The sequence below is a fragment of the Stappia sp. ICDLI1TA098 genome, from assembly GCF_054880955.1.
On the sequence record NZ_JBTZBT010000001.1, the window covers coordinates 1,591,493 to 1,614,456 of the forward strand.

Below are 22,964 nucleotides of genomic sequence, written 5' to 3' on the forward strand. Positions count from 1 at the left end.
ATCACGCCGCCCTCCCCTCGTCCGCCGCGAAGAGGTCACACGCGCGCGGGCCCGCGTCACGCCGCTCGCGCGGACGCGGCGCGATAGAGCTCAGCCGCCCGAACGCCTCCACCTGGGCGCAACGCCGCGCCAGTTCCGCACTGGCCAGGGCGAGATTGCGCCGCAGGATCTCATTCCGGCGGGCCAGATCGCCATTGCGCGCGGTCAACTCGGCATTGCGTCTGGTGAGATCCGCCACCGCGGCGGACACGACGTCCGCCCGCGCGGCCTCATAGGCGGCATGCGCCTGGGCAAGGGCCAGTTGCGCCCGCAGGTCGTCGGGCCGCCTGTCGGCCGCCGCCCGCCGCCGGTCGAGCTCCCGCGCCGCCTCGTCATGGGCGTCCTGAACGCGGGCCTCATTCAGCGGGCGTTCACGGGGCGCGCTCATGGCCGCGCCTCCCGGGTTGTGGAATTACAACGTGTTACACTGGTGGTTCCCCGTGAAACACCCCGTCCCCCCGCCTTGTGGAACGCCCCCTCGCGCCGGTGCAGCTCCGCCGCATCCAGCAGCGCGAACGGGTTCACCTCATGCAGCCGGCACAGCCGCAGGAACGAGGTCGAGGACACGGGCTTGCCGTTCTCGGCATGGCTGACGACACGCGGCGAGACACCCGCTTCACCTGCGGCCCCGCGTACGGACAGCCCGGCCCGCTCGCGCGCCGCGCGGAAGGCGCTGCCCATGAACGCCAGCGCCGCCGCCTCATGCACCGCCGCGCTCATGATAGCCACCCGGACAGCACCAGCAGGAGCGCCCGGCTTGCCTCGGCGGCGCACAGCCCGGTGACGAACCACATGGCGTAGGTGCCGACCTCCTCGCGTCCCCGCGCGCGCCGGAGGGCGCGCATGTGCCGGCAGGCCAGCACCTCGCCCAGACTGTCTTCCGCCTGTTGCAGCGTCTTGCCCAGAAAGACCGCCTGTCCCGGCGTCAGCCGGAGCGTGATCAGGCCCTCGCGCGGCGAAAGCTTCCCGAGAAGAACAAGGCGTTGCCCGACGTCCAGGGCGGCCGTGTCGGTCTCACCGCTCATGCCGCCGCCCTCCCCGCACGGCCGGTAGCCGCTCGCCCGGGTGACCATCGCGCTCCGGCATCCGGAAACCCCGGCGCAGGTCGTCATGCCGCACCACGCGGCGCTCCTTGCTGACCCAGCCAAGATCGGCATTGCCCCGGCAGTGACCGTCGATCCACAGCCAATAGGGCTCCAGAACACCGTCGATCAGCCGCCAGTGCCCCACGACCATGTGCCCCCGCAGCCCAGCAAAGGACTCAACAGACCGCACCTGCCCCCGGTGCAGCGCCGTCTTTGGCAGAACGAACTCGACCTTGTTGTAGGAGCCAAGCGGCGCGCCAACCTGCGCACGCCGGCGGCTGCGCGCCGCGCGGGCCCGGTCCAGCATCGACGGCAGAACCCAGCGCACGCTGGTGACACGCGGGCTGGAAAGCGCGGCAAGCGTTGCCACGGCAACCTTCATCAGATCGAAGAACGCCGGGTCCTTGTTCTCCCCTTGGTCATCGCAGTAGCCAAAGGCATATGCACCAGCCTCCAAATGGATGGAGGCGGATGGCGCGAGAAACCCGCTGCCCTCACCGTGGTCCATGACGAAGCTGCACACCGGCAGCGGGGCATCCACTCGCGAGGGCCTGACGAAGACGGTGACTGTCGGCGCTTCGACCGCCCCATGGCAGTAAAGAGCTATGGCGTCGTGCTCGACAAAGCACGGGACCAGGGGAACGCGCGCATTGGTGGCTGCAGCAAGCATGGATTCCGCGTCGCCAAAAGCCCGTTGAAGGACGTCAGGCCAATCCCCCGGCAGCACGAAGCGGTCGCAGGCCGGGCGCCAGTGATCGCCCTCAACCGGCGCATGGTTGCGGGCCGGCAGCTTGAGGGCGTCGCGCGCCGCGTCCACCAGCGGATGCCCCGTCGGCGCCATCGCCATGAGCGTCTCGGAAATCCTCTTCATGCCGCATCCCTCCCTGCCGTTGAAAACCGCCGGTCCCGTGCGCCGGCCACCGCCGCCGCCCGTCTCAACTCCGCAAGGCCAACGCCGCACCAGACGCCGACCTCCACCAGCGCCGCATCGCGGACAAACCGGCCAGCGCGAAACGCCGCAAGCGACGCCCGGCTCTCCCCCGCGTCTTTACGCTCGCTCTCACGCCTGTCGCGCCCGGCAATCCCGGCGGCACAGACGAAGAGCGCCAGCACGCGCCGCACATGCGCGCGCTCCGCCGGTGTGAACAGCACCGCGCTCATGCCCGCTGCTTCCATGCATCCGGGGGCAGCACCCCGCCCCCATCGGTCGGCGCCGCACAGGCGGCAAGCGCCAGGGCAAGCCCGAACGCCAGCGCCCCGGCGACAAGCAGCGTCATGCGCCGCGCCCGCCCCGCGTTCAGCCGCAGCGTCTGCGCCGCCAGCCAGCCGGCCAGCGGATCGGCTTCGGTCTGAGAGCCGGTCTACTCATGCGGTCTCATCGTCCCCTCCTGTGCGGTGTGGTCATGCGGGGCTGGAACACCTGCGTGTGGCACCACGCGCACCAGTTGGAGCCCGGTGCCGTCGGCGCACCGCAGACAAAGGCCGCCTCTGCTGTAGGGGTGACATCGTCCGGCCAGAGCGGGCGCGGGCATTGGCTGCGCTGGCGCTCCATCAGCGTCACCGCCTCGCGCGGGCCGATCGGGTCCGCCCCCGCTGCAACGGGCACAGCCTCCTCCGGCGCGGGTCCATCCGGCAGAAGCACCCTCCCCCGCGCCGGGTTGCCCTGTGCGGTCTGAGCGGATCTGGCCCGCGCCCGTGCACGGCCGGAGCCCGGGCGCTGCGGGCGCCGGAGGCGTGCGCGGCTGAACGCCAGTCCCATCCGGTGCACCTTGCCGATCACGGCGCTGCGGCTCACGCCCAGCACGGCGCTGATCTCGGTCGAGGTGTGCCCCCGGCCCACCATCTCCGCGAGCCGGCTTTCCAGTGCGGGCGACCACACGCTCATCAGTGCACCTCCTGCAGGCGGGCCCCGGCCGAAGCGCGGTCCGTCGCCATCAGCCCGTGCAGCTTGCGGATGAGCGCCTGGATGTTGCGCACATCGTCATCGGAAAGATGCTGGTCCGAGAGGTCCTGCACCGTCTGGCCAAGAGCGGCCAGAACACCGGAAAACCCCGGCCCGCTGGCCGGCGTCCGCTCCACCAGGTCACACCCCGCCTTGTCCGCCAGCCATTCGGCCAGCTCCCGGATGCCATAGACCTGCGTCAGCAACCCGGCGCGCAGGAGCGAAAGCTCGCCATCCCGGTCGGGATCGGAGGCCGCATAGAGCAGCCATTGCGACACGCCGAGTGTCGCGGCGGCCGCCGCGATGCCCTGCTCGCCGGTGCGCTGCTGGATCTCGTCGAACGCCCGGGTGATCGCATCGTGAACGGAGCCGCGCGGACGGGGCTTCACTGCGCTCATGTCATGCCTCCAGAACCGGCCCCGCCTGCGCAGGGCCTCCAAACACGGGAAGACGGTTGGACCTGTGCGGACCGGCCGCACACGGCCATTCTCCGGATCGCCGCACCGTCAGGCGGCAAGCCGGTGCAAGGGATCGCCCCCCCGCCAGCCGGCAGCGGCGCCCCGTACCGCCTCGCGGGGCGCCGGCCACACACCGACAGGGAGGCCGGCCCGCGCGAGACACCCAACCGCGCGGGCCGGCGGGTACGCCCGACGGGAGCCGGGCGAGACGATGAGGGAGAGGATGTGCGGAGAGAGAACGATGGGTCGGGAGTGAACCAAGCCGCTCATGAGGGAACCTCACGAACTAACCCACGCTCGGAATTAAGGAAGAAATCGTTGGGTGAGACTGCTCCTCCGGTAACCTCAAAGATGCGACGCATCTGGTCCGGTCGAGGAACCCTTTCCCCCCGCATCCATTTGACAACAGCCGATGCGGTCACTCCTCCCATGCGCACGGCAAATCCGTGAGTTGAGAGGCCATTCAGGCGAATGTAATCGGAGAGTGTCATGCAAAGTAAGTTACCCATATTGGGTAATTATGCAACCCCATATTGGGTTGCGACAAACCCGCAAGACGTCGGCATTATCCCCGACATGGGTAACCGTCTGAAATTTCTACGCGAAGGTCGAGGGTGGACGCAGGAAAGAGCGGCCGCCGAATTTGACCTATCCAAGTCCGGCTACATCAAGATCGAACGCGGTGAGCGAGAGCTCACCGCAGACCGCATCGCTAAGGCCGCCAAAATCTACGGGGTAACAAAGGCCGAAGTCCTGGATGATCCGACACTTATGACTGACGGTGAGCGCGACTATCTCTTGGGTCTTTATGATCGTCTTCCACCAGCGGTTCAGCAGGTGGCACTGCGTCAGATCGAGGATCTAGTTGACGCAATAGCGCCTCGACCCGAGAAAAAGCCCAAGCCGGGAGAGACCCAATAAGGCGCTCTATATTGCGCCGATCTTCATCCATAGACATTTCACCTCCCGTAACGCATACACAAATTACGACATCAAATAATTGATATCTCTCATATAACAGCATTCATACGAATGCGCCTCACGTCAAATTTCGCGAAGGTATTGCAAGGGATCATTCCCACCCCATAGAGAATCTCGCCCGATATACGGACAAAATTCCCCGCCACATACGCACGGCCTTTTTGGCGACTGAAAGAGCCCCCCTTCCCAAGTCACTTCTTACTTGAAACAGAGCTTCTGCTGCACGACGCCCTACCGGCGGATGCTAGCAATGATCGCTTTTTGCTCGCGTGCACCAGGACACCCAAAAGAGCCAAGCAAGCAGAGCTCCCCTTCGCCTCACACACAGAACAGAAACAACACGACTTCCCCCACGCAACCACCACCGCAGGAGATGAACGGTGCCCACCGTCCAGACTCAAAACGGGGCACCTTGAGGCCAACCACCAAAGCAGCATACACCTCCGCCAAATGCACATCCCATATTGGGGTTTCGTATATACCCGATTTGGGTAACACTCCTCCATCGCTACCCCGATGGAGGTCCCATGTCAGTGTCATCCGATCAAAGCCATTTCGTCAGTGCCGGGCGCACCCCTGCCCGTCACATCCAGCTCACGCTGTCCCGGAACACGGGCAGCGCCGATGAGGCGGCCCTCCACCTCCTGTCTCCGACGGAAGCCGCGCGGCTTCACCGGGAACTGACCTCGCTTCTCGCGGTGGACCTCAAGTCGCTGGACACCGACGTATCGGCCGAAGGCGACGAAGCCGCCGGCAGCGATACAGCGGAAGCGCAGGCGCAGGAGGCGCCGACCGTGGCAAGCCTCCTCGCCCGCATCGAGGCGCTGGAGGTCTTCGCCAGCAAGCTTGCCGTGCGCCTGACCAACGCCGAGTACGCCGTCATCGACGACAAGTCGACAATCCGGTTTCTGGAAAACCGGGGCTGTTCGCTGGAAGTGAAGCCGTGACCGGCAACGCCACCACGCGCATCACGCGTCGCGCTTTTCTGCGCGGCGCCGCCGGCTCGGCAGCAGGCGAGGCGGCTGAGGCAGGCGAGGTCCGTCATGATGACCGGCTCGACATGCCGGCAGAGATCGACGGCAGCAGGCTCATCAGCCGCAATGCGTTCGGCCGCACCCTGATGATCCGCGACCTCTCCTCGCGAGAGTGGATCTTTCCATGCGAGCCCATGTGTGAAGCCGAGCGCGCTCATGACGCACGGATGCGCGCGGAGAATCCGGAGTATCGCCGCACGGACCTTGCACAGCAGGCCAGTGACTTTCGGGAGGTCGCCCGCCTCGCCTTGATCGCGGCGGACGCCACCGAGACAATTTCACGCCAGGTCACGGTCGAGAACTTCGACCGGATCGCCAGCGATTGCAGCTACAGGGATGACGGCCGGCGCGAGGCCTTCACCTTCTACCACTCGGATCCAGACTGTTTCGACGGTTGGGAAGGCGCCGGCCCTCTTGCCGAGGCGCTGCTGGAGATCCTGCGCGACCAGACGCTCACCATTCTCGCCCGCAATCTGTCCGAAGAGGTCGGCCCTCTTGCCGCCATTGCGGCAAGAGCCCGTGCGGAGACGGGTGAAGCACCGGAGCGCGACGAGGCCGGTCATGACTGACCGGCCCGACATAATCGACCGCATGGCCGATGTGCTGCGAACGGGTGCTGAGACGCGCGGCTGGGTCGACATTGCCGATCTCAGGGAGAGCTTCGCGCAAGACGAGATCGAGGCACACGGCCCAGAGGCTGCGTTTCGGATCATCACCCCGAATCCCGAATGCCCGCTGAACTTCGAGCACGAGGCCTGCGCCGCCCTGATGGAGCGTTTGCGCAGCCATGCCGGCGCGCTGGCGCCCGGCCGGGATGACCGTGCCGCATGAGCCAGCTCGCCACCCTCGCCCTCATTGTCTTGGGGACCGCGTTTTGCGCGGCGTTGTTTGTGCTCGTCGCGGCGACCCTTGCCGGCGTGGCCTCTCTCACCATGGGCTTGCGCCGGCAGCACGACGACGAGACCGACCTCACGCCCTGGCAGGGGCGTCCCCTGCCCGACCAGAAGGAAACCGACACATGAGTGATGCAGGCGGAATTGCAGCGGACCAGCTCCGCGCCTTCATCGAGCGCATCGAGCGGCTCGAGGAGGAGAAGAAGGTCATCGGCGACGACATCAAGGAGGTCTACGCCGAGGCCAAGGGCACCGGCTTCGACGCGAAGATCCTGCGCAAGGTCATTTCCCTGCGCAAGAAGCAGCCGCACGAGCGCGAGGAGGAAGAGGCGATCCTCGACCTCTACATGCAGGCGCTCGGGATGGCCGGCCCCGCCTGAGACACGAGGAATTCCCGCGCGATGCTCCTTTCTCACCGCGCGGGAACGCCGCCGGCGGATTGTCCTCCCTGGTCCGCCGGCGGCACCCCCCCGCAAACCGCAGGAGACGTGATCGTGACCGAAGCGAAATATCTCCCCGCCAACTGGCTCGATGAGATCAGCCCGCCGATGCAGGAGGACCCGTCTGCGTTCGCCCGCTGCAATCCGGACGGCTCCTGGTCTCTCGTGCCTGTCAACGGCACGCATGACGGTGCAGACGAATGGCAGCACCTCGCCGCGCCGCTGGCGGTGGGTGACATCATCACATTCTCGACGAACGAGGCAGCGGCGAGGCCACCCTGACGGTGCACGACGATGGCACGTGGTCTGCACCCCCTCAGATCCCGGTCGAGGTGAACTGGATCGTGATCGACGGGGAATATGAGAGCTGCAACACGTCGGTGGACGGCCTCATTCGCGACAGCGAGCTCGAGCCGGGCACCTGTGACATGCATTGGTTCATCCAGGGCGAGACCCGCCTCCGCTTCGAGCCCGATGGCCTCGCACCGCACTTCGTCCCGGTCGAAACACTCGGACAACCCGCAATCTCAGAACATGGGGAGGCAGAAACGTGAGGCTTCTTCAACTGCGCGAAGTGAAGGCGAAAACAAGCCTGGGGGGCTCAACCATCTACCGCTATATTGCGGCCAGGACGTTCCCTGCTCCGCTACAGGTGTCACCGGGCACCGTCCGATGGCTTGAAGACGAGGTTGACGACTGGATCCGCAGCCTGCCGCGGACTGTCGAAGACGCCCCCACAGAAGCGGACACGAATGCGGGCACATAGCGAAAACAAGATCAGAAATATAAATAATTTCTGATAGTTAAATATCAGGTTCGCCGGACACCCCCTCCGCCATTCACCGCCGATTGCCCTCTACAGTGCGATATCGCCGGCGATGACCTGACCGGCCTGCCTTCAGGCATATCGCCACGCGGCCCCCGTCGAGGGCGCGTTTTTTTGACCTCGGTCTCCGCCTCGGCCAGATCTGCGGGCTTCAGCGAGAGGAAGCAGGTGGCGATGGGTGCGCGCAGATAAGAGAAAAGGGCCGCTGCATCCCCCTCCCGAAACGGCCTCAGGATCAGGCGCTCGGTCTCAATGATCTGCAGGGTCGATCCTCTTCGAAAGCCAGTCAATGATGTGGGCGGGAAAGGCTGCGATACCCGGCAAGAGTGAAAAACACCGCGACCGCCAGCGCTGCGATCACCACGGCAGCCGTCGTCAAAAGAGCCGCATGCGTCTGCGTGAAGGCGGCCTTGCCTGCCTCGATCAATGCCGCACCCTGCTCGCCGGGAAGCTCCCTGGCAACGATGTAGGCATCACCGATCGTGCGCGAAGCCTGGTCGGCCAAAGTCTCTGACAGGCTGGATGGCAGCTCGATGGCGCGGCTGAACGCGCTCGACATGAAAACGCCGAACAGGGTGATCCCGAGCCCGGTACCCAGTTCATAGCCCGTCGCCTCCAGCGAGCCTGCGGCACCGCCCTTGCTGGCATCGACGGAGCCCATGATGGCGATCGACGAGGCTGTCAGCCCGATGCTGAGCGTGAGCCCGAGAAGGGCAAGCGCGAACGGAATGAGGAAACCCGGCTGATGGAAGTCGCTTTGCGCGAGATACACCAGCGCCCCGGCCGAGATCGCAAACGAAAGTGTGGCGACCAGCCGCAATCCGAACCGGTTGGACAGATAGCCGGCGACCGGGCCGCCAACGGCTGCCGCCGCCATGATGGGGATCATGAAGATGCCGGCCTGGAGCGGCGTCTTCCCCAGCACATATTGCAGTTCCTGTGCCAGCGTCAGCTCGACACCCGCCAGCGCGCCCGATGCGACGATGGCCATGATCAGGCCGGCGACGATCGCGGGATGAGACAGGAGCGACAGGTCCAGCATCGGCTCTGGCGACCTGAGTTGCTTGCGCACGAAAAGCGTCATGGACGCGATGCCGAAGACAATGACGAGGACGATGATCGCCAGCGGCTGCTTGCCGCCGAAGCCGGCCTTGATGCCGTAGACGAGTGATATCATGCCGACGATCAGCAGCAACGCCTGGCCGATGGCCCACTTTCCGGGCGTCGTCTTTTCGACGCGTGGGAGCAGGACATAGCAGGCCGGCGCGACCACCAGCATGACCGGCACATTGATCAGGAATACCGACCCCCACCAGAAGTGCTCCAGAAGAGCGCCACCGACAAGCGGCCCGACCGCAGCGCCGGCGGCTCCGACCATGCCCCAAAGGCCGAGAGCCATGGCGCGCTCGCGCTCGTCTTCGAAGGTCTTGCGGATAAGGCCGAGCACGCACGGCATGATCATCGAACCGCCCAGGGCCAGAAGCAAACGCGCGGCAATCAGCATTGCGGGACTTTGTGCAAAGGCGGCCCATGTCGAGGCCGTTGCGAAGGTGACAAGGCCGATGAGCAGGATTTTGCGGTTTCCAACCCGGTCTGCGAGTGTGCCCATAGGCACCAGAAGCCCTGCCATCAGAAGCGGGTAGATGTCTATGATCCAAAGCACTTCGATGCCAGAGGCATTCAGCGATTGCGTCAGCGTCGGGACGGCGACATGAAGGATTGTCATGTCCAGCACCACCGGGAGGAAGGCCAGCATGACAGCGACGAGGACAAACCAGCGGTTGCCCGAGAGAGAAGTGGACGACATCATTCACCTGAATAAGGATTGCGCTCACTGATATAAATACATACGTATGGATTTCAATGACTGTCGATGGTGAAGGAGCGTCGAATTGGGCAGGAAGCCAACGATCACGCGTGAGGGATTGCTCGAAATCGCGGAAGGGATCGTTCGCAGTGAAGGCGCAGCTGGCCTGACCATCGATGCCCTGGCCAGGGCTGCCGGCATCTCGAAGGGCGGCGTCCAGTACTCGTTCACATCCAAGGACGATCTGGTCCGCGCTCTGATCGAGCGCTGGACAGGTCAATTCGACGCGTTACTTGGTGAAGCGGACGGCGTTGCGCCAGCAGACCTCGTCCGAAAGTACATCAAGGTCATGCGGAGCTCGCAGGCGGCCATGAACGCCAAAATGGCCGGACTGATGATTGCTTACATCCAGAACCCGCAAAACATCATGGAAACCCGCCAGTGGTACCGTTCCATGTTCAAGCGCCTGGACGGCGGAGCGAGCGATGCGCAGGCCGCCCGGGTCGCTCTGCTGGCAGTCGAGGGTCTCTTCCTGCTGCGCATCGTCGGCATCGAGCAAGACGGGGAATGGAGTGCATTTCTCGATGACGTGGAGAGCGTCTTCGAGCGTCTTCTGGAGAAAGGATGAGCCGCCTTCAGGCACAGACCTGGAACGAAACCGCCGTGGGCAGGTAAGACCACCCTTTGCTGAATATACCCGCTGTGCTGTTCACCGGGACTTCATGCCCCCTTCCCTTCCCGTCCTTGCCGTATTTGCGATGCTCTCGCGGACACGAGGGATTGCTGCATGGAATATTCGCCCGAGGTTGGAAGCCGGATCACCGACAAATCAGCGCCGCCAGACGATACGACTATCCGCGACTGGATTGGGCCGGACGCGTTCAAGCAATGGGTCACGTTGCGGGATTGGATCGAGGTAACATATCCCGGCGTTTTCACTCCCGATTGGGTTCATGGTGGCCAGAAGCACGGATGGTCCCTGCGTTACAAGAAATCCAAGGCGTTCTGCACGTCGCTCTCACGTTAATTTGGGAGGGCTAAGGCGCAAACGTAGTTCTCTGTTTCATCGACTTCTGCCCGCCATACCCGCTGATTGGCGCCGACAAGAGCCTGTGTGCCGCAGATAGCGCTACGCCTGGCAGGCTCCAGGTCTGCCCGATCGGCTTTTCTACATCGCAGGCTGAGCGCCGACGCATCGCCGTCCCCTACCCCGCGATAGGTGGGTCAAGTCGTGCGAAGCCTTCCTGCCGCCGGTAGGGAAAATGCGGATAAGGCGCGGTAACGGCGCTAGCCTTGTCAAGCTTGGCGATCTGTTCAGGCGTCAGGGTCCACCCGACTGCGCCAAGGTTCTGGCGAAGCTGCTGCTCGTTGCGCGCGCCAACAATGACCGAGGAAACAGTTGGACGTTGCAGCAGCCAGTTCAACGCGATCTGGGGAACGGTCTTGCCGGTTTCCTCTGCCACTGCGTCCAGCACATCGACAACGCGGTAGAGATGTTCGTCATCGACCGGAGGTCCGAAGCTGGCGGTTTCGTGCAGACGACTGCCTTCGGGCAATGGCGCGCCGCGCCGAATTTTCCCCGTCAACCGACCCCAGCCAAGCGGCGACCAGACCATTGCGCCAAGTCCTTGATCCGCTCCAAGCGGCATCAAATCCCATTCGAAATCGCGCCCGACCAGCGAATAGTAGACCTGATTGGCGACATAGCGCGGCCAGCCAAAGCGGTCGGCGACGGCGAGCGATTTCATGATCTGCCAGCCGGAGAAATTCGAGATGCCGACATAGCGGACCTTGCCGGCGCGAACGAGCATATCGAGTGTCGCAAGAACTTCCTCGACAGGCGTGCTTGCATCGAAGGCATGAGGTTGCAGCAGGTCGATGTAATCAGTCTGCAAGCGGCGCAACGCATCCTCGACGGCCCGGATCAGCCGGAAGCGCGAGGAACCCGCATCGTTCGGCCCGTCACCCATCGGCAGGCTGGTTTTGGTTGAAAGCAGCACCGTGTCGCGCCGCCCCTTAACTGCCTCGCCCAACACCTCTTCCGACGCGCCTTGCGAATAGACATCGGCGGTATCGAACAGGTTGACGCCGGCTTCCAGGCAAATGTCCACGAGACGGCGTGCCTCGGTCGCATCGGACGTGCCCCAGTTGCTGAACAGAGGGCCGGAGCCACCGAACGTGCCGGCACCGAAGCTGAGGACCGGCACCTTGAGGCCGGAGTTTCCAAGGGAGCGATATTCCATGAGAAGGTCCTTTTGGTTTCAGTTGATGGGTCAGCGACCGAGCAGAGCATCAAGGTCGACAGCCTCTGCCATCGCGCGATTGCCCTCGTCGCCGGGATGAAGATGATCCCCGGAATCGAATGCTGCTATGAGCCGCGTGGGATGTCCGGGATCACGGAGAACGGCGTCGAAATCCACGATGGCATCGAAGGCACCGCTTTCCCTGATCCAGCGGTTAACCTCCTGGCGGAGCGCGTCCTTATCCGGGTGATAGTAGTTGCCGAGTGGCGTTCCGCTCAGCGCCCCCTCGAATGGCGGCAAGGTCGCCCCGATCAGACGGATGTTGTTGGCGCGGGCCAGCTCAATGACCTGCCGATAACCGGCGATCATCTGATCGAGGGTTGGGCGCGTCTGATCAGGTGCGAAATTCGTACCGGGCCAGGAAATGTCGTTGATGCCGATCAGAAGGACCACTGCCTTCACATTCGGTTGCGAGAACACATCGCGCTGTAGTCGCGCAGCGACGTTCACGCCCATTTTATCCTGAAGCAGCCTGCCACCCGAGATTCCGGCGTTCAGTACAGCAATCCGATGCGGCGCAAGCCTTTCGGCAAGAAAGTCGGACCAGCGGGTATCGGCATCCAGAGTTGCGCCATTCCCATCGGTGATCGAATCCCCGATGACGATGACGGCCCCCTCATTCGGCGTATCGACCAGCACGTCAGTCAGAAGCACGCGGGCGTCCGTCGCAGATGCCGCGGGGAAATCTTCCGCTGCGATGAGATTTCCGTCCCCGAACCATGCCGTCTGGCGTCCATCCCAATGGAATGTGGTCAGCGGGGTATCTTCGGGCAGATAGATCGAGACAGCGAGGTCAGACCGGGCCTCGACCGCCATGTCCACCGGATCGCTGACAACCGGCGCACCGGGCGGGATGATGGTCCCATCCTGGCCGCCAAAAGCTACTTGGTGGAGTGTGCCGGGGATCATCGCGCCGTTCTCGCCGGCCAATCCAACACTCGCGCCGCCAATCCGCAGGGGCTTTTCTCCATATGAATTGGAGAAAACCAAACGCACGCGCGAACCGCCAAGGCTGATCTGCGCGACTTGCCGGAAGGTTTGATCGCTTGCAGATACCGGAATCTTGGTCGGGAACGGGAAATCCGCCCCCCAGATCGGCTGCGGACTCGCCATCCACGTACCGACCCAGTTGGGCTCCTGATCCTGAGCCATGGCCAGCCCGGAAAGAGCTGAGGCGAGTGCAAACGCAATGGCAAAGGTTCCGGGACGAAGGGAGTTTTTGACGCGCGCTCGACAGGGGGGCACCGCTGAATACTTAGTTGGCATCGTAATTCGATCCTGTCATTTGGGTGGTCTGATTTGGTTGACGGGTGCGATCTCCTGCGTTTGTCGTCCTGAAGGCGAGAAACGCAGTGGCTATGGCAGGCAGCGGGAAGATTGCGGCCGCAACGGCTACAAAGGCGATGCCCGGGCCGTGGCCGATGACCATGCCGCTCGCCCATGCGCCGATGGCATTACCGAGATTTAAGCTTGATGCGAGGCTCTGACCCGCACCACCGACTTTCGACAGCCCCCCATCTGCAAAGGCGCGACGGAGGCAAAGCCGGTTGCTCCCAGAAGGCCAGTGAAGACCTTGCCAATGTCCGGCTGTTCATTTCCCGACGGCCCCGTCCGTCAGAGCGTGGAACGTCAGCGGCATGATGAACTCCGATCTTCATTCGGTTCTATTTGCTGAGAGATAGACGAGCTGCGTTTGATGAAATAGACTGCATTTTTGAATATCACTTGTGAGATGAAGTCATCATGGCGCGTATTGAAATCAACCGATCCGGCGAGATGGAAGTGTTTGTCCGCGTGGTTGAACAGGGTGGTTTCTCGCCCGCAGCGCGTATCGCGGGAATGACGCCCTCGGCGGTCAGCAAGCTGATCGCACGGTTGGAGGCGCGGCTCGGCACGAGGTTGCTCAATCGTTCGACGCGCCAGCTTCAACTCACGCCCGAGGGCTGCACGTTTTATGAACGGGCGACACGAATCCTCGCCGATCTGGAGGACGCCGAACGGACGGCTGGCATGGGCGAAGAGGCGGTGGGCCGCGTGCGCATCAACACCAGCGCCTCATATTTCAATCACATACTTGCGCCAGTGCTGACGGATTTTCTGGCGCAGCATCCAGCCGTCACGCTCGACATCGTACAAACCGATGCCGTGGTTGATCTCCTTGCGGAGCGTACGGATGTTGCCGTCCGGGCCGGGCCAATGAAAAGCTCAAGCCTCGTTGCCCGCAAGCTCGGTGAGACGGCGCTGACCATCGTCGCCTCGCCTTCGTACCTGGAATGCCACGGCGAGCCGCGCAGCATTGCTGATCTCGAACAGCACAATCGACTTGGCTTTGGGTATGCACGCGCGGTTGATGGCTGGCGGCTGCGGGAAACTGACGAGGATAGGCTCGTACCTGCCACCGGCCGGGTGCAAGCCAGCGATGGCGAAGGCTTGCGCCATCTGGCGCTTTCGGGTGTTGGCCTTGCCCGCCTTGCGGACTTTACGGTGCGCGCAGATGTCGCCGCCGGAAGGCTCATACCGGTCCTCAGCAATCTCGACAGCGGCGAGAAAGAGGATTTTCACGCCGTCCATGTCGGCCAAGGTGGTCCGCTACCCTCGCGCGTTCGGGCTGTGCTGGACTTCCTGGCCGAGCGAGGGAAAGTGTCATGACGATAGTTCAGAGGGCTATGGCGTAGGCGTGGTTCTCGGCGTTGCCGTCTTCGCCCCGCCATTTGCCGCTGAGCGCCACTATTCCCAGACTTTCGCGCGCTTTCTGTTCTTTCCGCCAGTTCCCACTCAATCCCGGCTCAGTGCCATATGTTCTTGCACGCTACAGTTACAGGAGCGTTCGCCATGCGGCGATCGCGGATGACACCGGGCTGCTCCTACCGCCGCCGCTCAAGCAGATAGCGGCTCGGCGGCTTGCCAACCATCTTTCGAAACATGGTCACGAAACTGCTGGCGCTTTCATAGCCGAGATCCATGGCGACCGCCTTGACCGTCTGGCCGGCACTCAACTGCCGCAAGGCAAGGACGATGTGCAACTGGCGGCGCCAGCGGCCGAAACTCATGCCCACCTCTTCCGCCAGCATACGGCTCAGGCTGCGCTCGCTGAGCGCGACGCGGGAGGCCCACTCCGCGACGGTCGCATGATCCGCAGGCGCAGCGATCAACAGGTCGGTGAGCTTCTTCAGGCGCGGGTCGCCAGGAATCGGGAGGCGGATGTCTTCGACCGGTGCCGCAGCCAGCTCATCGAAGATAACGGACACGATCCGGCCGTCCGGCCCGTCGACGTCATACAGCTCCGGTAGCTCGTTGGCCCGCAACAGCAAATGACTGAAAAAGCTCGACACCGTGATCGTGCAGCATTCATTCGGCAGGTTCGGAGCCTCAGGAGGTTCTATGAAGAGTGAAATGCACTCCACCTCGCCCGAACCGAAAACGGTATGGGGCAGCCCGCCGGGAATCCACACCGCGCATTGCGGCGGCACGATCCAGACCGCGTCTTCAACCTCGCAGTTGATAACGCCACGGACGGTGAAAAGCAGTTGCGCTTTCTGATGCCGGTGTCGCGGCGACTGCTCCAGGGTTTCGAGACTGGCGACAGCGTTCGCCGCGACGAGAGCGCGAGGAACCTCATCTACATAAGCAAGCCAGTCGCAATGGGCGTCTACATACATCATGGGCCTCGGCATTTGCATTTGGCCGGATTGAAACATGCAATTGCGGAATTGCGCAATGACGCCGACTGCCGGCTGCCTTATTGCTTTCAGGTAGAAGGCATGCGCGGCGATCGTGATCGCGCGCCTCTTCGAGAGGGGCGGCAGTTCAACTGCCCTGTCGAACACATTTGAACAGGAGTTTTGACGTGATCGAAGAAAACCCCGTCAAGCTTGCACTCGCATGGCTTGTTCCAGCCGTTGGCGCCGCAATATTTGTCACAATCCAATGCTTTTCTTACTTGAACGCCTATGTCGGCAGCGGCGGAACGATGGAGACCATGACGCTCGATCCCGCCGCGTTGTGGGGCGTATCTATATTCTACGGTGCCTGGGTCGTGCCGCCGTTGCTGGCGCTTGTCGCAAGGCGCGCGACCAACTGGGCCATGCTCGTCCTCGGCGGTCTCCTTTGCGCCATGAGCACGCTCACCGGCGTTTTCGATGGATTGCGCGACGGCGGCCATCTCGTTGCCCTGGAGCTGTTGGCAGTCACGCTTCCGGGCGCGGTCGCGCTGATCATGTCGTGGCGACACATCCGCCCGAATTGAAACCATCCATCCCGGCAAGGAGACGATAGATGCCTTTGAACAGCACGGACTTCCCGCTCGTCTGGATGAGCTATGACGAGGGGCCCGATCACGACCATGATGAGGACTTCGAGGTGCTAGAGGCAAGCTTTAAGCGCGGCGCACCGTTCGTGATCTTGACCGACAACGCTCCGACCGAAGACCACGAGCACAGCCAGGAAGAAAAGAAGCGCACCGTGCTGTGGATGAAGAAACACAAGGCCGAACTGCAGAAATTTGTTCTGGCAATGATCGTGATTGAGCCGAGCGCCGCCAAGCGTATGGCATTCAAGCCTTTCGGTGTGGCCTTTGCCAAATTCTGGGGCCATCCGATGAAGCTTGCCGCGTCTCGCGAGGAGGCCATGGAGATCGCCAGGAAACTGCTTTCGGAGCACGCGGGGGCTGCAACGGCCTGACAAGCGACCGAGTGGACGACGCGAAGACGTTTTCCAGTAGCTTGCACGCTTCGATCAAGGTTCAGTCGGTAGGGGTATGGCGTGGGTATCGTGCCCATTGGTATCCCGCACGGCCCGCCATTTTCCGCTGATTGCCGTATATGATCCGATGTTGCCGCCGATCGCCGCACAACACTGCCTGTTCTGCGCTTCAGCCCGACAATTCCGGGATGCCGAAAGAGGCTGGCATCGGTCCTGTTCCGGTCGTTTCCAGTCTTCGTTGGGAGTGGATGCTTTGAAATTTACCGGTTTCTCCCGATTTTGCGAAGGTATGTCCGCCCCTTGTTCAACGGAAGAAAGACATGGAAGAAAACCGACTGCACCGTGGACGCTTGATCGATCATATCCAACTTGTCGTGCGCGACCTCGCGGCGAGCGAAACCTTCTACAAGGCAGTCATGTCTGTGTTGGATATACCAGTTCTCAGCACGGACAACGGCTACTTCTTGGCCGATGAACTCATCGTATCCTCGGCAGACAGCGCCACAGCAGCGGGCGAATTGACGGGGCGACATCACCTCGCTTTCCAGGCGAAAGATCGCGCGATTGTCGATACCTTCTATAGCGTGGCCCTGGCCCACGGAGGGCGCGACAACGGCGCACCCGGAGTGCGGGCCTACCATCCGGGATACTACGCCGCTTTCGTCCTCGATCCCGATGGCAACAACATTGAGGCCGTCTATCAAGGCGAGGCGAAGCGCAACGTGCCGTCAGTCACGATCGAGTTTTAGCGTCGCCGCCCGAATCCGGGCTCGCGCATTGGCGTAAGCGGACGAGGTATTGAACTGGATCATGCGGCCCTTGGTCCATTTCCCGTACCAGGCGCCGCCATAGAGCTCTTCATCTGATCGGACCGTGATCGTCGCGATCAATCCTGCATTCGCCTCCTGCAGACGGGCCAGCAGTTCGTGCCATTGGACTGTGCTGCAATCTGCGTAGAATTTCTGAGCGAGCAGGCCAAGCTGGTTCCATTTGAATCCGGTCTCTGGATAATCAACCGGTTCACCCCGGTCGTCGCGATCCAGCCATTTCAGAACCAACTCGTTCCATCCGACCAGATAAGCCACCAGATCGGCCGGGCTCATGGTGGTTCCGTTGGCATGGCCCTTCATCGTGACCTCACGTGCGTGGTTGGGCCGAACCTTCGCCAAATCCGTCATCAGCTTTTCGAACGCCGTCGTAATCGCAGTCAGCAATTCCGCCTTGGACGTTGGAACAGCCATGTATTTCCCTCATTTGAAGCATCGATCCTCGAAAAGGTCCGGCCGTTTTCCCTTATCGCCAAAACCCCGCCGTTGCTCGGGTCGTGGTTCCCCCAAACACGAACACGCAGCTTGCCCACCTTGATGCTATTCCAGAGTGCCATGGACGGATATCCCGCAAGACCAGCAAACAGGTGCCCCTCCTCGCCGGTTGCGGCATCACCGGGCGGGGTATCAGGGGATAGTCTTGCCCTGCTTAATCGCTGCGTTGATTTCGCTGCGATTAAGCAATTTTCCAAGGAGGCAAAAGTCGGCACGAGGCCCTGCCAAAAGTTAGCTCAGCAGGTCGCGGGCAATGATGGTTCGCTGGATCTCGGAGGAGCCTTCGTAAATCCGGAAGATCCGCAAGTCGCGCAGGTACCGTTCCAGCGGAAAGTCGCGGGTGTAGCCGTATCCGCCGTGGATCTGCAGCGCCCGGTCGGCGATGCGCCAGGCCGCCTCGCTGGCGTAGAGCTTGGCAAAGGCGGAGTCCCTCGAATAGCGCTCTCCCGTTCCGCGCTTGCGGGCGGCCTGCAACCCCAGGGCCCGCGCTGCAGCCAGTTCGGTGGCACTGTCGGCCAGCATCCATTGCAACCCCTGGAAATTGCCGATCGGCTGTCCGCCAACCTCGCGTTCCCGGGCATAGGACACAGCCGCATCCAGCGCGGCGCGCGCAATGCCGGTGGCCTGCGCGGCCACTTCGATACGGCCATTGTCCAGCACCTTCATCGCGGTGCGGAACCCGGTGCCCTCGTCGCCCAGCCGGTTTTCCGCGGGCACGTGGCAGTCGAACGAGACCGGGAACACATGGCCGCCGCGCAGGCCCATGGTTTCCTCGTGCTTGCCGATCTCCACCCCGTCGATCCTGGCCGGTTCCACCACAAAGGCGCTGACCCCGCGGGCGCCGGCAGCATTGTCTGTCTTGGCGTAGACCACAATGAAATCCGCCTCCCCCGCATTGGAGATGAAGCACTTGGAGCCCTTCAGCCGGTAGCCGTCGCCCTCGCGGGTGGCGGTGCTGCGCATGTCCGCCGGGTTGGAGCCGGCCATCGGCTCCGTCAGGGCAAAGGCCCCCAGGGTCTCACCCGCCGCCGCGGCGGGCAGAATGCGCTGCTTCAGCGCCTCATCCGCCCCCAGAAGCAGCGAATCCGTGGCCAGGAAATGCGCGGTCAGCATCGAGGCGGTAGAGCCACAGGCCGCCGCGATGGCCTCCACCGCGTGGTAGAGCGCCGGCCCGGACAAGCCGATGCCGCCATGAGCTTCGGGCAGGTTCATCCCCATGATGCCCATCTCGGCCAACGCCGGACGATGCAGGGTCGCAAATCGGGACTTCGCATCGATTTCGGCGGCGGCAGGTGCCAGGACCTTGCCGGAGAACCGTTCGATCTGGTCGATGACGGCCTGCTCTTCGCTGTTCAGGTCAACGCTCATTGGGGCTCTCCCGGCTTGTGCCGCAGTTGTTGCAGAATGTCCTGGGTATGGGCGCCCAGGGCGGGCGCCGACTGACGTCCGCCCCGTGGCGCACCACTGAAATGCACTGGCTGCTCCGGCACGGTGACCGTGCCAAGGGCGGGATGATCCACCGTCGATGCCAGCCCGCGCGCCTGCGCTTGCGGCGAACCCCAGGCCTCGGACACCGAGCACAGGGCCGCGGCCGGAATGCCCGCCTCGGACAGAATCGCCACAGCCTCCGTCGCGCTGCGGTCGGCGGACCAGCTTTCGATGTGTTGCGCCAGCGCCGGTTCGTTCTGCCGCCGCAAGGAATCGCTGGCAAAACGCGGATCGTCCGCCAGGTCCGGCGCGCCGATGGCGGCCGCGAAGCGCTCGAACAGCCGGTCGTTCAGCACCGCGACGGTGAAACCGCCATCTCTTGCCGGATAAGTGCCAAAGGGGGCCGACAGCGCATGTTTGCTGCCCGTCCGCCTTGGCGTCTCGCCCGCCATGAGAGCCCGACAGGCCGCGACCGGCATCATCGACACCAACGCGTCGTAGAGCGCCAGATCGACGTGCCGCCCCTTGCCGCTTCGGCTGCGGTCGAACAGAGCCACCATCGCCCCGAAGGCCGCGAACAGGCCGCCCGCAACATCGGCAAAGGCTTCGCCGACCATCATGGGCGGGCCGTCTTCGGCGCCGGTGATATCCATCAGCCCGCTCATCGCCTGGATGATGATGTCATAGGCCGGCTGCATCCGGTTCGGGCCCGTCTGGCCGAACCCGGACACGGAAACGTAGACCAGCCGGGGACAGGCCGCGCACAGCGTCTGCGCCCCCAGCCCGAACCGCTCCATCACACCGGGGCGGAAGTTCTCGACCAGCACGTCGCACTCCGCCGCCAACGCACGGGCCGCTGCAGCGCCTTCCTCGGACTTCAGATCCAGGACAATGGATTTCTTGCCGCGGTTCACCGACTGGAACAGCAGGCTCTCGCCGTCCTTGAACGGACCGATATGGCGGTAGTCGTCGCCCGCGGGGGGCTCGACCTTGATCACCTCCGCACCCAGATCGGCCATCAGCGCCGTGCAGTAGGGCCCGGCCAGGACACGGGAGAAATCCAGCACCCGAACACCCTCGAGCGGCCTGCGGCCTGCCGGCTTGTCAGTTTCGAACATGCATCCCCCATCATTTGTTTGCTGGAGGATAGCGTGCGGCTGGATATACTCGGAAATAAGAGGGTGATATAAAGGATATTCTCTTTTGAATATACCATTGAACTTCCGCCAGGTCGAAGTCCTGCTGGCGGTCGCGGACACAGGCAGCACCGCCGCGGCAAGCCGCGCGCTGAATACCTCTCAGCCCGCGGTTTCGCTGGCCATTTCCCGCTGCGAGGAGGTGTTCGGGCAGAAGCTCTTCATCCGCATCCCCGGACGCGGGATGGAACTCACCCCGTTCGGGCAGCACAAGCTCGCCCAACTGCGCGAATTGGAAAAGCAGGCGCGCTGGGTCCTGAGCTGCGGCGAGGGAACGCCGGAATTTCTGCATCTCGGGGTGTTTTCCACCCTTGGCCCGCGCTACGCGCCGCAGTTGGTGCGCGGCTTTCTGGAAGCCCGCCCCGACGCTGAAGTCCGCATCCTTGAAGGCGACCTGCAAACGCTGTTCGACTGGCTCAGCGAGGGCCGGATTGACCTGGCGCTGCTCTATGATTTCGGCATTCCGTCAGATTTCGTCATCAGGCCCTTGGCCGCGGCCGAGCCCTATGCCCTTCTGCCGCAGGGGCACAGGCTTGCAGGACGAAGCAGTCTGCGCGGCGCAGAACTGGCACAGGAGCCGATCATCCTGGTGAACCTGCCGCACAGCCGTGGCTATTTTCTGTCGCTGTTGCAGAATGCCAGTGTCCCGGTGCGGGTGGCCCACGAAACCGGCTCGATTGAAATGCTGCGCTCAATGGTGGCCAACGGGTTTGGTGTCGGCCTGTTGGCGACCGACCTGCCGGACGGCCCCTGCTACGATGGCAGTCCGGTCGTCCGGGTGCCCCTTGCAGGCCACCCGCCGCAGCATCAGATTGCCCTTGCCCATCGCGGCGCGGCACTCAAACGGCCAATTATCCAGGCCTTTACAGCCTTTACCGAAGCCTATTTCAACCCGCCAACCTGAGCGCCAGATGATCCCCGGCGCATATGCCGGTTATCCAGCCTTTGCCGCCCACCAAGGTGCGTGGGGGCAAGTGGATTGATGGCCGTCGGGTGTTGAACGAAACGCCACTGACAGTGAGAGGCGTAGCCGTCGCCACACCGATGTCGATGCAAGCATCAGGACGTCGCGGCCGCCAATATCCTTTTTAGTGCTGAGAGCAGAAACTCGTCTTGATAATGGCCTGCGGCAAAGGAAAGTCCGACCGGGCAGCTTTCAACGCTCAGAAATGGGGCCGAAATCTCGGGCAGACGGGCAACCCCGGAAAATGCGGTGATCGTCATCGTGCGGTTGTAGAAATCCATCACCGCGTCGAGCGTATTCAAGGCCCCCTTCAACGGCGCAATGACCGGCGTGGTTGGAAAACAGATTGCAGTGCCTGCGGGAAGCGCAGCATTAATCTGTTCGAAGAGCCGCTCGCAACGCGTCACGCTCTTGAGGGCGGAAAGCCGATCGAACCGCCGCACATTCTCATAGGCCATGGAAAAGGTGACCCCGAGTTCCGGTTGCACCGTCTCGATCCAGTTGCCAAGCGTGCTCTGGAATTCCGCGGTCTGCAGATCGCGCAGCGCCCCCACATTGCAGGTGCTCAACGGAATGTCTTCTCCAATGAGCTGGGCGAAACGGATCGGCTCGACGGCAATGCCGGTGCGGCGCGCGATGTCGTCCAGCGACTGGCGCACCTGCTCTTGTACAGCAAGATCGGCGATCTCCATCGCATCGCTCAAAAGCAGTATCCGCGAAAGCGGCGTCACCGGCTTCGATCCGCTGCGCAACAAAACCCGCGCCGCCCTATCCAGATCGGCGAAGCGGGCCGCCAGCACGCCCACCGTGCTGACCCCTGGCATGAAGGGCAACACCCCGGCCTCTGAAATCCGGTGCAGCGACGGGCGCATCCCCCAGAGACCGCAAAGACTGGCCGGGACTCTTACCGAGCCCCCCGAATCCGTCCCGATTGAGACATCAGCCAATCCGTTCGCAACGGAGGCCGCAGACCCGCTGGACGATCCGCCGGGGATGCGCCGGGGAGCTTTTGCATTGCGCGGGGTGCCGAAAAACTGGCTTTCACCATCCAGGCTATAGGTGAATTCGTCGGCAACGACCTTGCCCACGCAGCGTGCGCCCGCAGCGAGAAGCTGGTCCACGCAAAGCGCGTTGTGCACCGGCGCCGGATGCGTGTCCCGCCAAGCCGGACTGCCGTAGGAGGTGCGATGGCCTGCAATGTCGATATTGTCCTTCACGGTGAAGGTCATATTGTCGAGTGGGCCTTGATCCAAAGGCGGCAGGTCCAGCCTTTCGACAAGTGAGCCTGAAGGATCGGAAGCATTGGTCTGGGGCATGGGCAATCCTGATTGTTGAATAGCCCCTGGAGATTCGAAGGCGCCTTCTCCCGATATTTTGATGCAGGGAAGCCGTTACGGGCAAAGCCAATTTCCACGATGTTTTCAAGCGCGAGGCGGACGCGCAGTTTCCTGGGCAGGGCTATCCCGCTGAGCGGCTCGGGTCACCAGCCTGCACGCGCTCTACGCGTGGCAGAGGATGTTCCCCAAGCCATCAGGGGGGATGGCA

General features: G+C 63.1%; 30 protein-coding genes and 1 pseudogene. 16 read left to right on the forward strand and 15 right to left on the reverse strand.

Features of this window, described 5'->3' with window-relative positions; translation table 11 throughout:
- Nucleotide 1: 1 nt before the first annotated feature.
- The 7 genes from ACSLUQ_RS07150 to ACSLUQ_RS07180 all read right to left on the reverse strand — a co-directional run bounded on the left by ACSLUQ_RS07150 (nt 2) and on the right by ACSLUQ_RS07180 (nt 3,464).
- Complete coding sequence (locus ACSLUQ_RS07150; RefSeq protein WP_461808104.1) at nt 2-427, reverse strand: hypothetical protein; 426 nt, start codon at nt 425-427, stop codon at nt 2-4.
- On the reverse strand, nt 424-759 hold the full coding sequence (locus tag ACSLUQ_RS07155; RefSeq protein WP_461808105.1) for a helix-turn-helix domain-containing protein: 336 nt from the start codon (nt 757-759) through the stop codon (nt 424-426). Before ACSLUQ_RS07155 ends, ACSLUQ_RS07150 begins: the two co-directional genes overlap by 4 nt.
- Nucleotides 756-1,064: a hypothetical protein gene (locus ACSLUQ_RS07160; RefSeq protein WP_461808106.1), complete on the reverse strand. Its 309-nt coding sequence runs from the start codon at nt 1,062-1,064 to the stop codon at nt 756-758. The genes ACSLUQ_RS07155 and ACSLUQ_RS07160 overlap by 4 nt, the downstream gene beginning before the upstream one ends.
- Nucleotides 1,054-1,995: a hypothetical protein gene (locus tag ACSLUQ_RS07165; protein WP_461808107.1), complete on the reverse strand. Its 942-nt coding sequence runs from the start codon at nt 1,993-1,995 to the stop codon at nt 1,054-1,056. Before ACSLUQ_RS07165 ends, ACSLUQ_RS07160 begins: the two co-directional genes overlap by 11 nt.
- Entirely contained in the window at nt 1,992-2,285 is a 294-nt protein-coding gene (locus ACSLUQ_RS07170) for a hypothetical protein (protein ID WP_461808108.1), read from the reverse strand. The genes ACSLUQ_RS07165 and ACSLUQ_RS07170 overlap by 4 nt, the downstream gene beginning before the upstream one ends.
- A gap of 214 nt (nt 2,286-2,499) precedes the next feature.
- Nucleotides 2,500-3,009 (reverse strand): GcrA family cell cycle regulator, encoded by a 510-nt coding sequence (locus tag ACSLUQ_RS07175; protein WP_461808109.1) that lies wholly within the window; start codon nt 3,007-3,009, stop codon nt 2,500-2,502.
- Complete coding sequence (locus ACSLUQ_RS07180) at nt 3,009-3,464, reverse strand: hypothetical protein (RefSeq protein ID WP_461808110.1); 456 nt, start codon at nt 3,462-3,464, stop codon at nt 3,009-3,011. The genes ACSLUQ_RS07175 and ACSLUQ_RS07180 overlap by 1 nt, the downstream gene beginning before the upstream one ends.
- A 549-nt stretch (nt 3,465-4,013) precedes the next feature.
- On the opposite strand from ACSLUQ_RS07180, the gene ACSLUQ_RS07185 reads away from it, so the two are divergent.
- From ACSLUQ_RS07185 to ACSLUQ_RS07225, 9 genes are all read left to right on the forward strand, one after another.
- On the forward strand, nt 4,014-4,445 hold the full coding sequence (locus ACSLUQ_RS07185; RefSeq protein WP_461808111.1) for a helix-turn-helix domain-containing protein: 432 nt from the start codon (nt 4,014-4,016) through the stop codon (nt 4,443-4,445).
- Nucleotides 4,446-5,032: 587 nt separating this feature from the next.
- Nucleotides 5,033-5,452, forward strand: coding sequence for a hypothetical protein (locus ACSLUQ_RS07190; protein WP_461808112.1), 420 nt, complete (start codon nt 5,033-5,035; stop codon nt 5,450-5,452).
- The gene (locus ACSLUQ_RS07195) at nt 5,449-6,108 is read left to right on the forward strand and encodes a hypothetical protein (protein WP_461808113.1); all 660 of its coding nucleotides are present in this window, start codon (nt 5,449-5,451) and stop codon (nt 6,106-6,108) included. Before ACSLUQ_RS07190 ends, ACSLUQ_RS07195 begins: the two co-directional genes overlap by 4 nt.
- A complete protein-coding gene (locus ACSLUQ_RS07200) occupies nt 6,101-6,370 on the forward strand; it encodes a hypothetical protein (RefSeq protein WP_461808114.1) in 270 nt (89 codons plus the stop codon). The genes ACSLUQ_RS07195 and ACSLUQ_RS07200 overlap by 8 nt, the downstream gene beginning before the upstream one ends.
- Nucleotides 6,367-6,561: a hypothetical protein gene (locus tag ACSLUQ_RS07205; RefSeq protein ID WP_461808115.1), complete on the forward strand. Its 195-nt coding sequence runs from the start codon at nt 6,367-6,369 to the stop codon at nt 6,559-6,561. The genes ACSLUQ_RS07200 and ACSLUQ_RS07205 overlap by 4 nt, the downstream gene beginning before the upstream one ends.
- A complete protein-coding gene (locus ACSLUQ_RS07210; RefSeq protein WP_461808116.1) occupies nt 6,558-6,812 on the forward strand; it encodes a DUF2312 domain-containing protein in 255 nt (84 codons plus the stop codon). Before ACSLUQ_RS07205 ends, ACSLUQ_RS07210 begins: the two co-directional genes overlap by 4 nt.
- Before the next feature lie 114 nt (nt 6,813-6,926).
- Nucleotides 6,927-7,154: a hypothetical protein gene (locus ACSLUQ_RS07215; protein WP_461808117.1), complete on the forward strand. Its 228-nt coding sequence runs from the start codon at nt 6,927-6,929 to the stop codon at nt 7,152-7,154.
- Nucleotides 7,155-7,156: 2 nt separating this feature from the next.
- Nucleotides 7,157-7,426 carry a hypothetical protein gene (locus ACSLUQ_RS07220; protein WP_461808118.1) on the forward strand — a complete coding sequence of 90 codons (270 nt, stop codon included), beginning with the start codon at nt 7,157-7,159 and terminating at the stop codon, nt 7,424-7,426.
- 20 nt (nt 7,427-7,446) lie between these two features.
- On the forward strand, nt 7,447-7,638 hold the full coding sequence (locus tag ACSLUQ_RS07225) for a helix-turn-helix transcriptional regulator (RefSeq protein WP_461808477.1): 192 nt from the start codon (nt 7,447-7,449) through the stop codon (nt 7,636-7,638).
- A 346-nt stretch (nt 7,639-7,984) separates the two neighbouring features.
- Here ACSLUQ_RS07225 and ACSLUQ_RS07230 read toward each other — a convergent pair whose 3' ends face one another.
- Complete coding sequence (locus tag ACSLUQ_RS07230; RefSeq protein ID WP_461808119.1) at nt 7,985-9,505, reverse strand: MFS transporter; 1,521 nt, start codon at nt 9,503-9,505, stop codon at nt 7,985-7,987.
- An 85-nt stretch (nt 9,506-9,590) separates the two neighbouring features.
- Here ACSLUQ_RS07230 and ACSLUQ_RS07235 point away from each other — a divergent pair, with 85 nt between their 5' ends.
- Both ACSLUQ_RS07235 and ACSLUQ_RS07240 read left to right on the forward strand, forming a co-directional pair.
- Nucleotides 9,591-10,133 (forward strand): TetR/AcrR family transcriptional regulator, encoded by a 543-nt coding sequence (locus tag ACSLUQ_RS07235; protein ID WP_461808120.1) that lies wholly within the window; start codon nt 9,591-9,593, stop codon nt 10,131-10,133.
- 159 nt (nt 10,134-10,292) lie between these two features.
- A pseudogene (locus tag ACSLUQ_RS07240) lies at nt 10,293-10,517 on the forward strand (DUF3788 family protein); the annotation flags it as partial.
- 193 nt (nt 10,518-10,710) lie between these two features.
- On the opposite strand, the gene ACSLUQ_RS07245 reads toward ACSLUQ_RS07240, so the two are convergent.
- Nucleotides 10,711-11,748 carry an aldo/keto reductase gene (locus tag ACSLUQ_RS07245; protein ID WP_461808121.1) on the reverse strand — a complete coding sequence of 346 codons (1,038 nt, stop codon included), beginning with the start codon at nt 11,746-11,748 and terminating at the stop codon, nt 10,711-10,713.
- A gap of 30 nt (nt 11,749-11,778) precedes the next feature.
- Nucleotides 11,779-13,074 carry an SGNH/GDSL hydrolase family protein gene (locus ACSLUQ_RS07250; RefSeq protein WP_461808122.1) on the reverse strand — a complete coding sequence of 432 codons (1,296 nt, stop codon included), beginning with the start codon at nt 13,072-13,074 and terminating at the stop codon, nt 11,779-11,781.
- 477 nt (nt 13,075-13,551) lie between these two features.
- Here ACSLUQ_RS07250 and ACSLUQ_RS07255 point away from each other — a divergent pair, with 477 nt between their 5' ends.
- On the forward strand, nt 13,552-14,457 hold the full coding sequence (locus ACSLUQ_RS07255) for a LysR family transcriptional regulator (protein ID WP_461808123.1): 906 nt from the start codon (nt 13,552-13,554) through the stop codon (nt 14,455-14,457).
- 215 nt (nt 14,458-14,672) lie between these two features.
- Here ACSLUQ_RS07255 and ACSLUQ_RS07260 read toward each other — a convergent pair whose 3' ends face one another.
- Nucleotides 14,673-15,635, reverse strand: coding sequence for an AraC family transcriptional regulator (locus ACSLUQ_RS07260; protein ID WP_461808124.1), 963 nt, complete (start codon nt 15,633-15,635; stop codon nt 14,673-14,675).
- A gap of 152 nt (nt 15,636-15,787) precedes the next feature.
- Here ACSLUQ_RS07260 and ACSLUQ_RS07265 point away from each other — a divergent pair, with 152 nt between their 5' ends.
- The 3 genes from ACSLUQ_RS07265 to ACSLUQ_RS07275 all read left to right on the forward strand — a co-directional run bounded on the left by ACSLUQ_RS07265 (nt 15,788) and on the right by ACSLUQ_RS07275 (nt 17,258).
- Nucleotides 15,788-16,054 carry a hypothetical protein gene (locus ACSLUQ_RS07265; RefSeq protein WP_461808125.1) on the forward strand — a complete coding sequence of 89 codons (267 nt, stop codon included), beginning with the start codon at nt 15,788-15,790 and terminating at the stop codon, nt 16,052-16,054.
- Between the two features lie 29 nt (nt 16,055-16,083).
- Nucleotides 16,084-16,488: a hypothetical protein gene (locus tag ACSLUQ_RS07270; RefSeq protein WP_417774305.1), complete on the forward strand. Its 405-nt coding sequence runs from the start codon at nt 16,084-16,086 to the stop codon at nt 16,486-16,488.
- A 341-nt stretch (nt 16,489-16,829) separates the two neighbouring features.
- A complete protein-coding gene (locus tag ACSLUQ_RS07275) occupies nt 16,830-17,258 on the forward strand; it encodes a VOC family protein (RefSeq protein ID WP_461808126.1) in 429 nt (142 codons plus the stop codon).
- On the opposite strand, the gene ACSLUQ_RS07280 is transcribed toward ACSLUQ_RS07275, so the two are convergent.
- The 3 genes from ACSLUQ_RS07280 to ACSLUQ_RS07290 form a co-directional block, all read right to left on the reverse strand.
- Nucleotides 17,238-17,750: a ClbS/DfsB family four-helix bundle protein gene (locus tag ACSLUQ_RS07280; protein WP_461808127.1), complete on the reverse strand. Its 513-nt coding sequence runs from the start codon at nt 17,748-17,750 to the stop codon at nt 17,238-17,240. The two genes, ACSLUQ_RS07275 and ACSLUQ_RS07280, sit on opposite strands and share 21 nt — an antisense overlap.
- 312 nt (nt 17,751-18,062) lie before the next feature.
- Complete coding sequence (locus ACSLUQ_RS07285) at nt 18,063-19,199, reverse strand: acyl-CoA dehydrogenase family protein (protein WP_461808128.1); 1,137 nt, start codon at nt 19,197-19,199, stop codon at nt 18,063-18,065.
- Nucleotides 19,196-20,377 (reverse strand): CaiB/BaiF CoA transferase family protein, encoded by a 1,182-nt coding sequence (locus ACSLUQ_RS07290; RefSeq protein ID WP_461808129.1) that lies wholly within the window; start codon nt 20,375-20,377, stop codon nt 19,196-19,198. Before ACSLUQ_RS07290 ends, ACSLUQ_RS07285 begins: the two co-directional genes overlap by 4 nt.
- Nucleotides 20,378-20,474: 97 nt before the next feature.
- Here ACSLUQ_RS07290 and ACSLUQ_RS07295 point away from each other — a divergent pair, with 97 nt between their 5' ends.
- Complete coding sequence (locus ACSLUQ_RS07295; RefSeq protein ID WP_461808130.1) at nt 20,475-21,359, forward strand: LysR family transcriptional regulator; 885 nt, start codon at nt 20,475-20,477, stop codon at nt 21,357-21,359.
- A 155-nt stretch (nt 21,360-21,514) separates the two neighbouring features.
- Here ACSLUQ_RS07295 and ACSLUQ_RS07300 read toward each other — a convergent pair whose 3' ends face one another.
- Nucleotides 21,515-22,735 (reverse strand): amidase family protein, encoded by a 1,221-nt coding sequence (locus ACSLUQ_RS07300; RefSeq protein WP_461808131.1) that lies wholly within the window; start codon nt 22,733-22,735, stop codon nt 21,515-21,517.
- Between the last annotated feature and the right edge of the window lie 229 nt (nt 22,736-22,964).

Coding starts and splice junctions, on each gene's coding strand:
- ACSLUQ_RS07270 (WP_417774305.1), top strand. CDS start 16,084: ATGCCTTTGAACAGCACGGACTTCCCGCTCGTCTGGATGAGCTATGAC.
- ACSLUQ_RS07180 (WP_461808110.1), bottom strand. CDS start 3,464: ATGAGCGCAGTGAAGCCCCGTCCGCGCGGCTCCGTTCACGATGCGATC.
- ACSLUQ_RS07205 (WP_461808115.1), top strand. CDS start 6,367: ATGAGCCAGCTCGCCACCCTCGCCCTCATTGTCTTGGGGACCGCGTTT.
- ACSLUQ_RS07280 (WP_461808127.1), bottom strand. CDS start 17,750: ATGGCTGTTCCAACGTCCAAGGCGGAATTGCTGACTGCGATTACGACG.
- ACSLUQ_RS07185 (WP_461808111.1), top strand. CDS start 4,014: ATGCAAAGTAAGTTACCCATATTGGGTAATTATGCAACCCCATATTGG.
- ACSLUQ_RS07175 (WP_461808109.1), bottom strand. CDS start 3,009: ATGAGCGTGTGGTCGCCCGCACTGGAAAGCCGGCTCGCGGAGATGGTG.
- ACSLUQ_RS07155 (WP_461808105.1), bottom strand. CDS start 759: ATGAGCGCGGCGGTGCATGAGGCGGCGGCGCTGGCGTTCATGGGCAGC.
- ACSLUQ_RS07170 (WP_461808108.1), bottom strand. CDS start 2,285: ATGAGCGCGGTGCTGTTCACACCGGCGGAGCGCGCGCATGTGCGGCGC.
- ACSLUQ_RS07160 (WP_461808106.1), bottom strand. CDS start 1,064: ATGAGCGGTGAGACCGACACGGCCGCCCTGGACGTCGGGCAACGCCTT.
- ACSLUQ_RS07200 (WP_461808114.1), top strand. CDS start 6,101: ATGACTGACCGGCCCGACATAATCGACCGCATGGCCGATGTGCTGCGA.
- ACSLUQ_RS07300 (WP_461808131.1), bottom strand. CDS start 22,735: ATGCCCCAGACCAATGCTTCCGATCCTTCAGGCTCACTTGTCGAAAGG.
- ACSLUQ_RS07245 (WP_461808121.1), bottom strand. CDS start 11,748: ATGGAATATCGCTCCCTTGGAAACTCCGGCCTCAAGGTGCCGGTCCTC.
- ACSLUQ_RS07250 (WP_461808122.1), bottom strand. CDS start 13,074: ATGCCAACTAAGTATTCAGCGGTGCCCCCCTGTCGAGCGCGCGTCAAA.
- ACSLUQ_RS07230 (WP_461808119.1), bottom strand. CDS start 9,505: ATGTCGTCCACTTCTCTCTCGGGCAACCGCTGGTTTGTCCTCGTCGCT.
- ACSLUQ_RS07275 (WP_461808126.1), top strand. CDS start 16,830: ATGGAAGAAAACCGACTGCACCGTGGACGCTTGATCGATCATATCCAA.
- ACSLUQ_RS07265 (WP_461808125.1), top strand. CDS start 15,788: ATGACGCTCGATCCCGCCGCGTTGTGGGGCGTATCTATATTCTACGGT.
- ACSLUQ_RS07165 (WP_461808107.1), bottom strand. CDS start 1,995: ATGAAGAGGATTTCCGAGACGCTCATGGCGATGGCGCCGACGGGGCAT.
- ACSLUQ_RS07210 (WP_461808116.1), top strand. CDS start 6,558: ATGAGTGATGCAGGCGGAATTGCAGCGGACCAGCTCCGCGCCTTCATC.
- ACSLUQ_RS07285 (WP_461808128.1), bottom strand. CDS start 19,199: ATGAGCGTTGACCTGAACAGCGAAGAGCAGGCCGTCATCGACCAGATC.
- ACSLUQ_RS07190 (WP_461808112.1), top strand. CDS start 5,033: ATGTCAGTGTCATCCGATCAAAGCCATTTCGTCAGTGCCGGGCGCACC.
- ACSLUQ_RS07150 (WP_461808104.1), bottom strand. CDS start 427: ATGAGCGCGCCCCGTGAACGCCCGCTGAATGAGGCCCGCGTTCAGGAC.
- ACSLUQ_RS07290 (WP_461808129.1), bottom strand. CDS start 20,377: ATGTTCGAAACTGACAAGCCGGCAGGCCGCAGGCCGCTCGAGGGTGTT.
- ACSLUQ_RS07255 (WP_461808123.1), top strand. CDS start 13,552: ATGGCGCGTATTGAAATCAACCGATCCGGCGAGATGGAAGTGTTTGTC.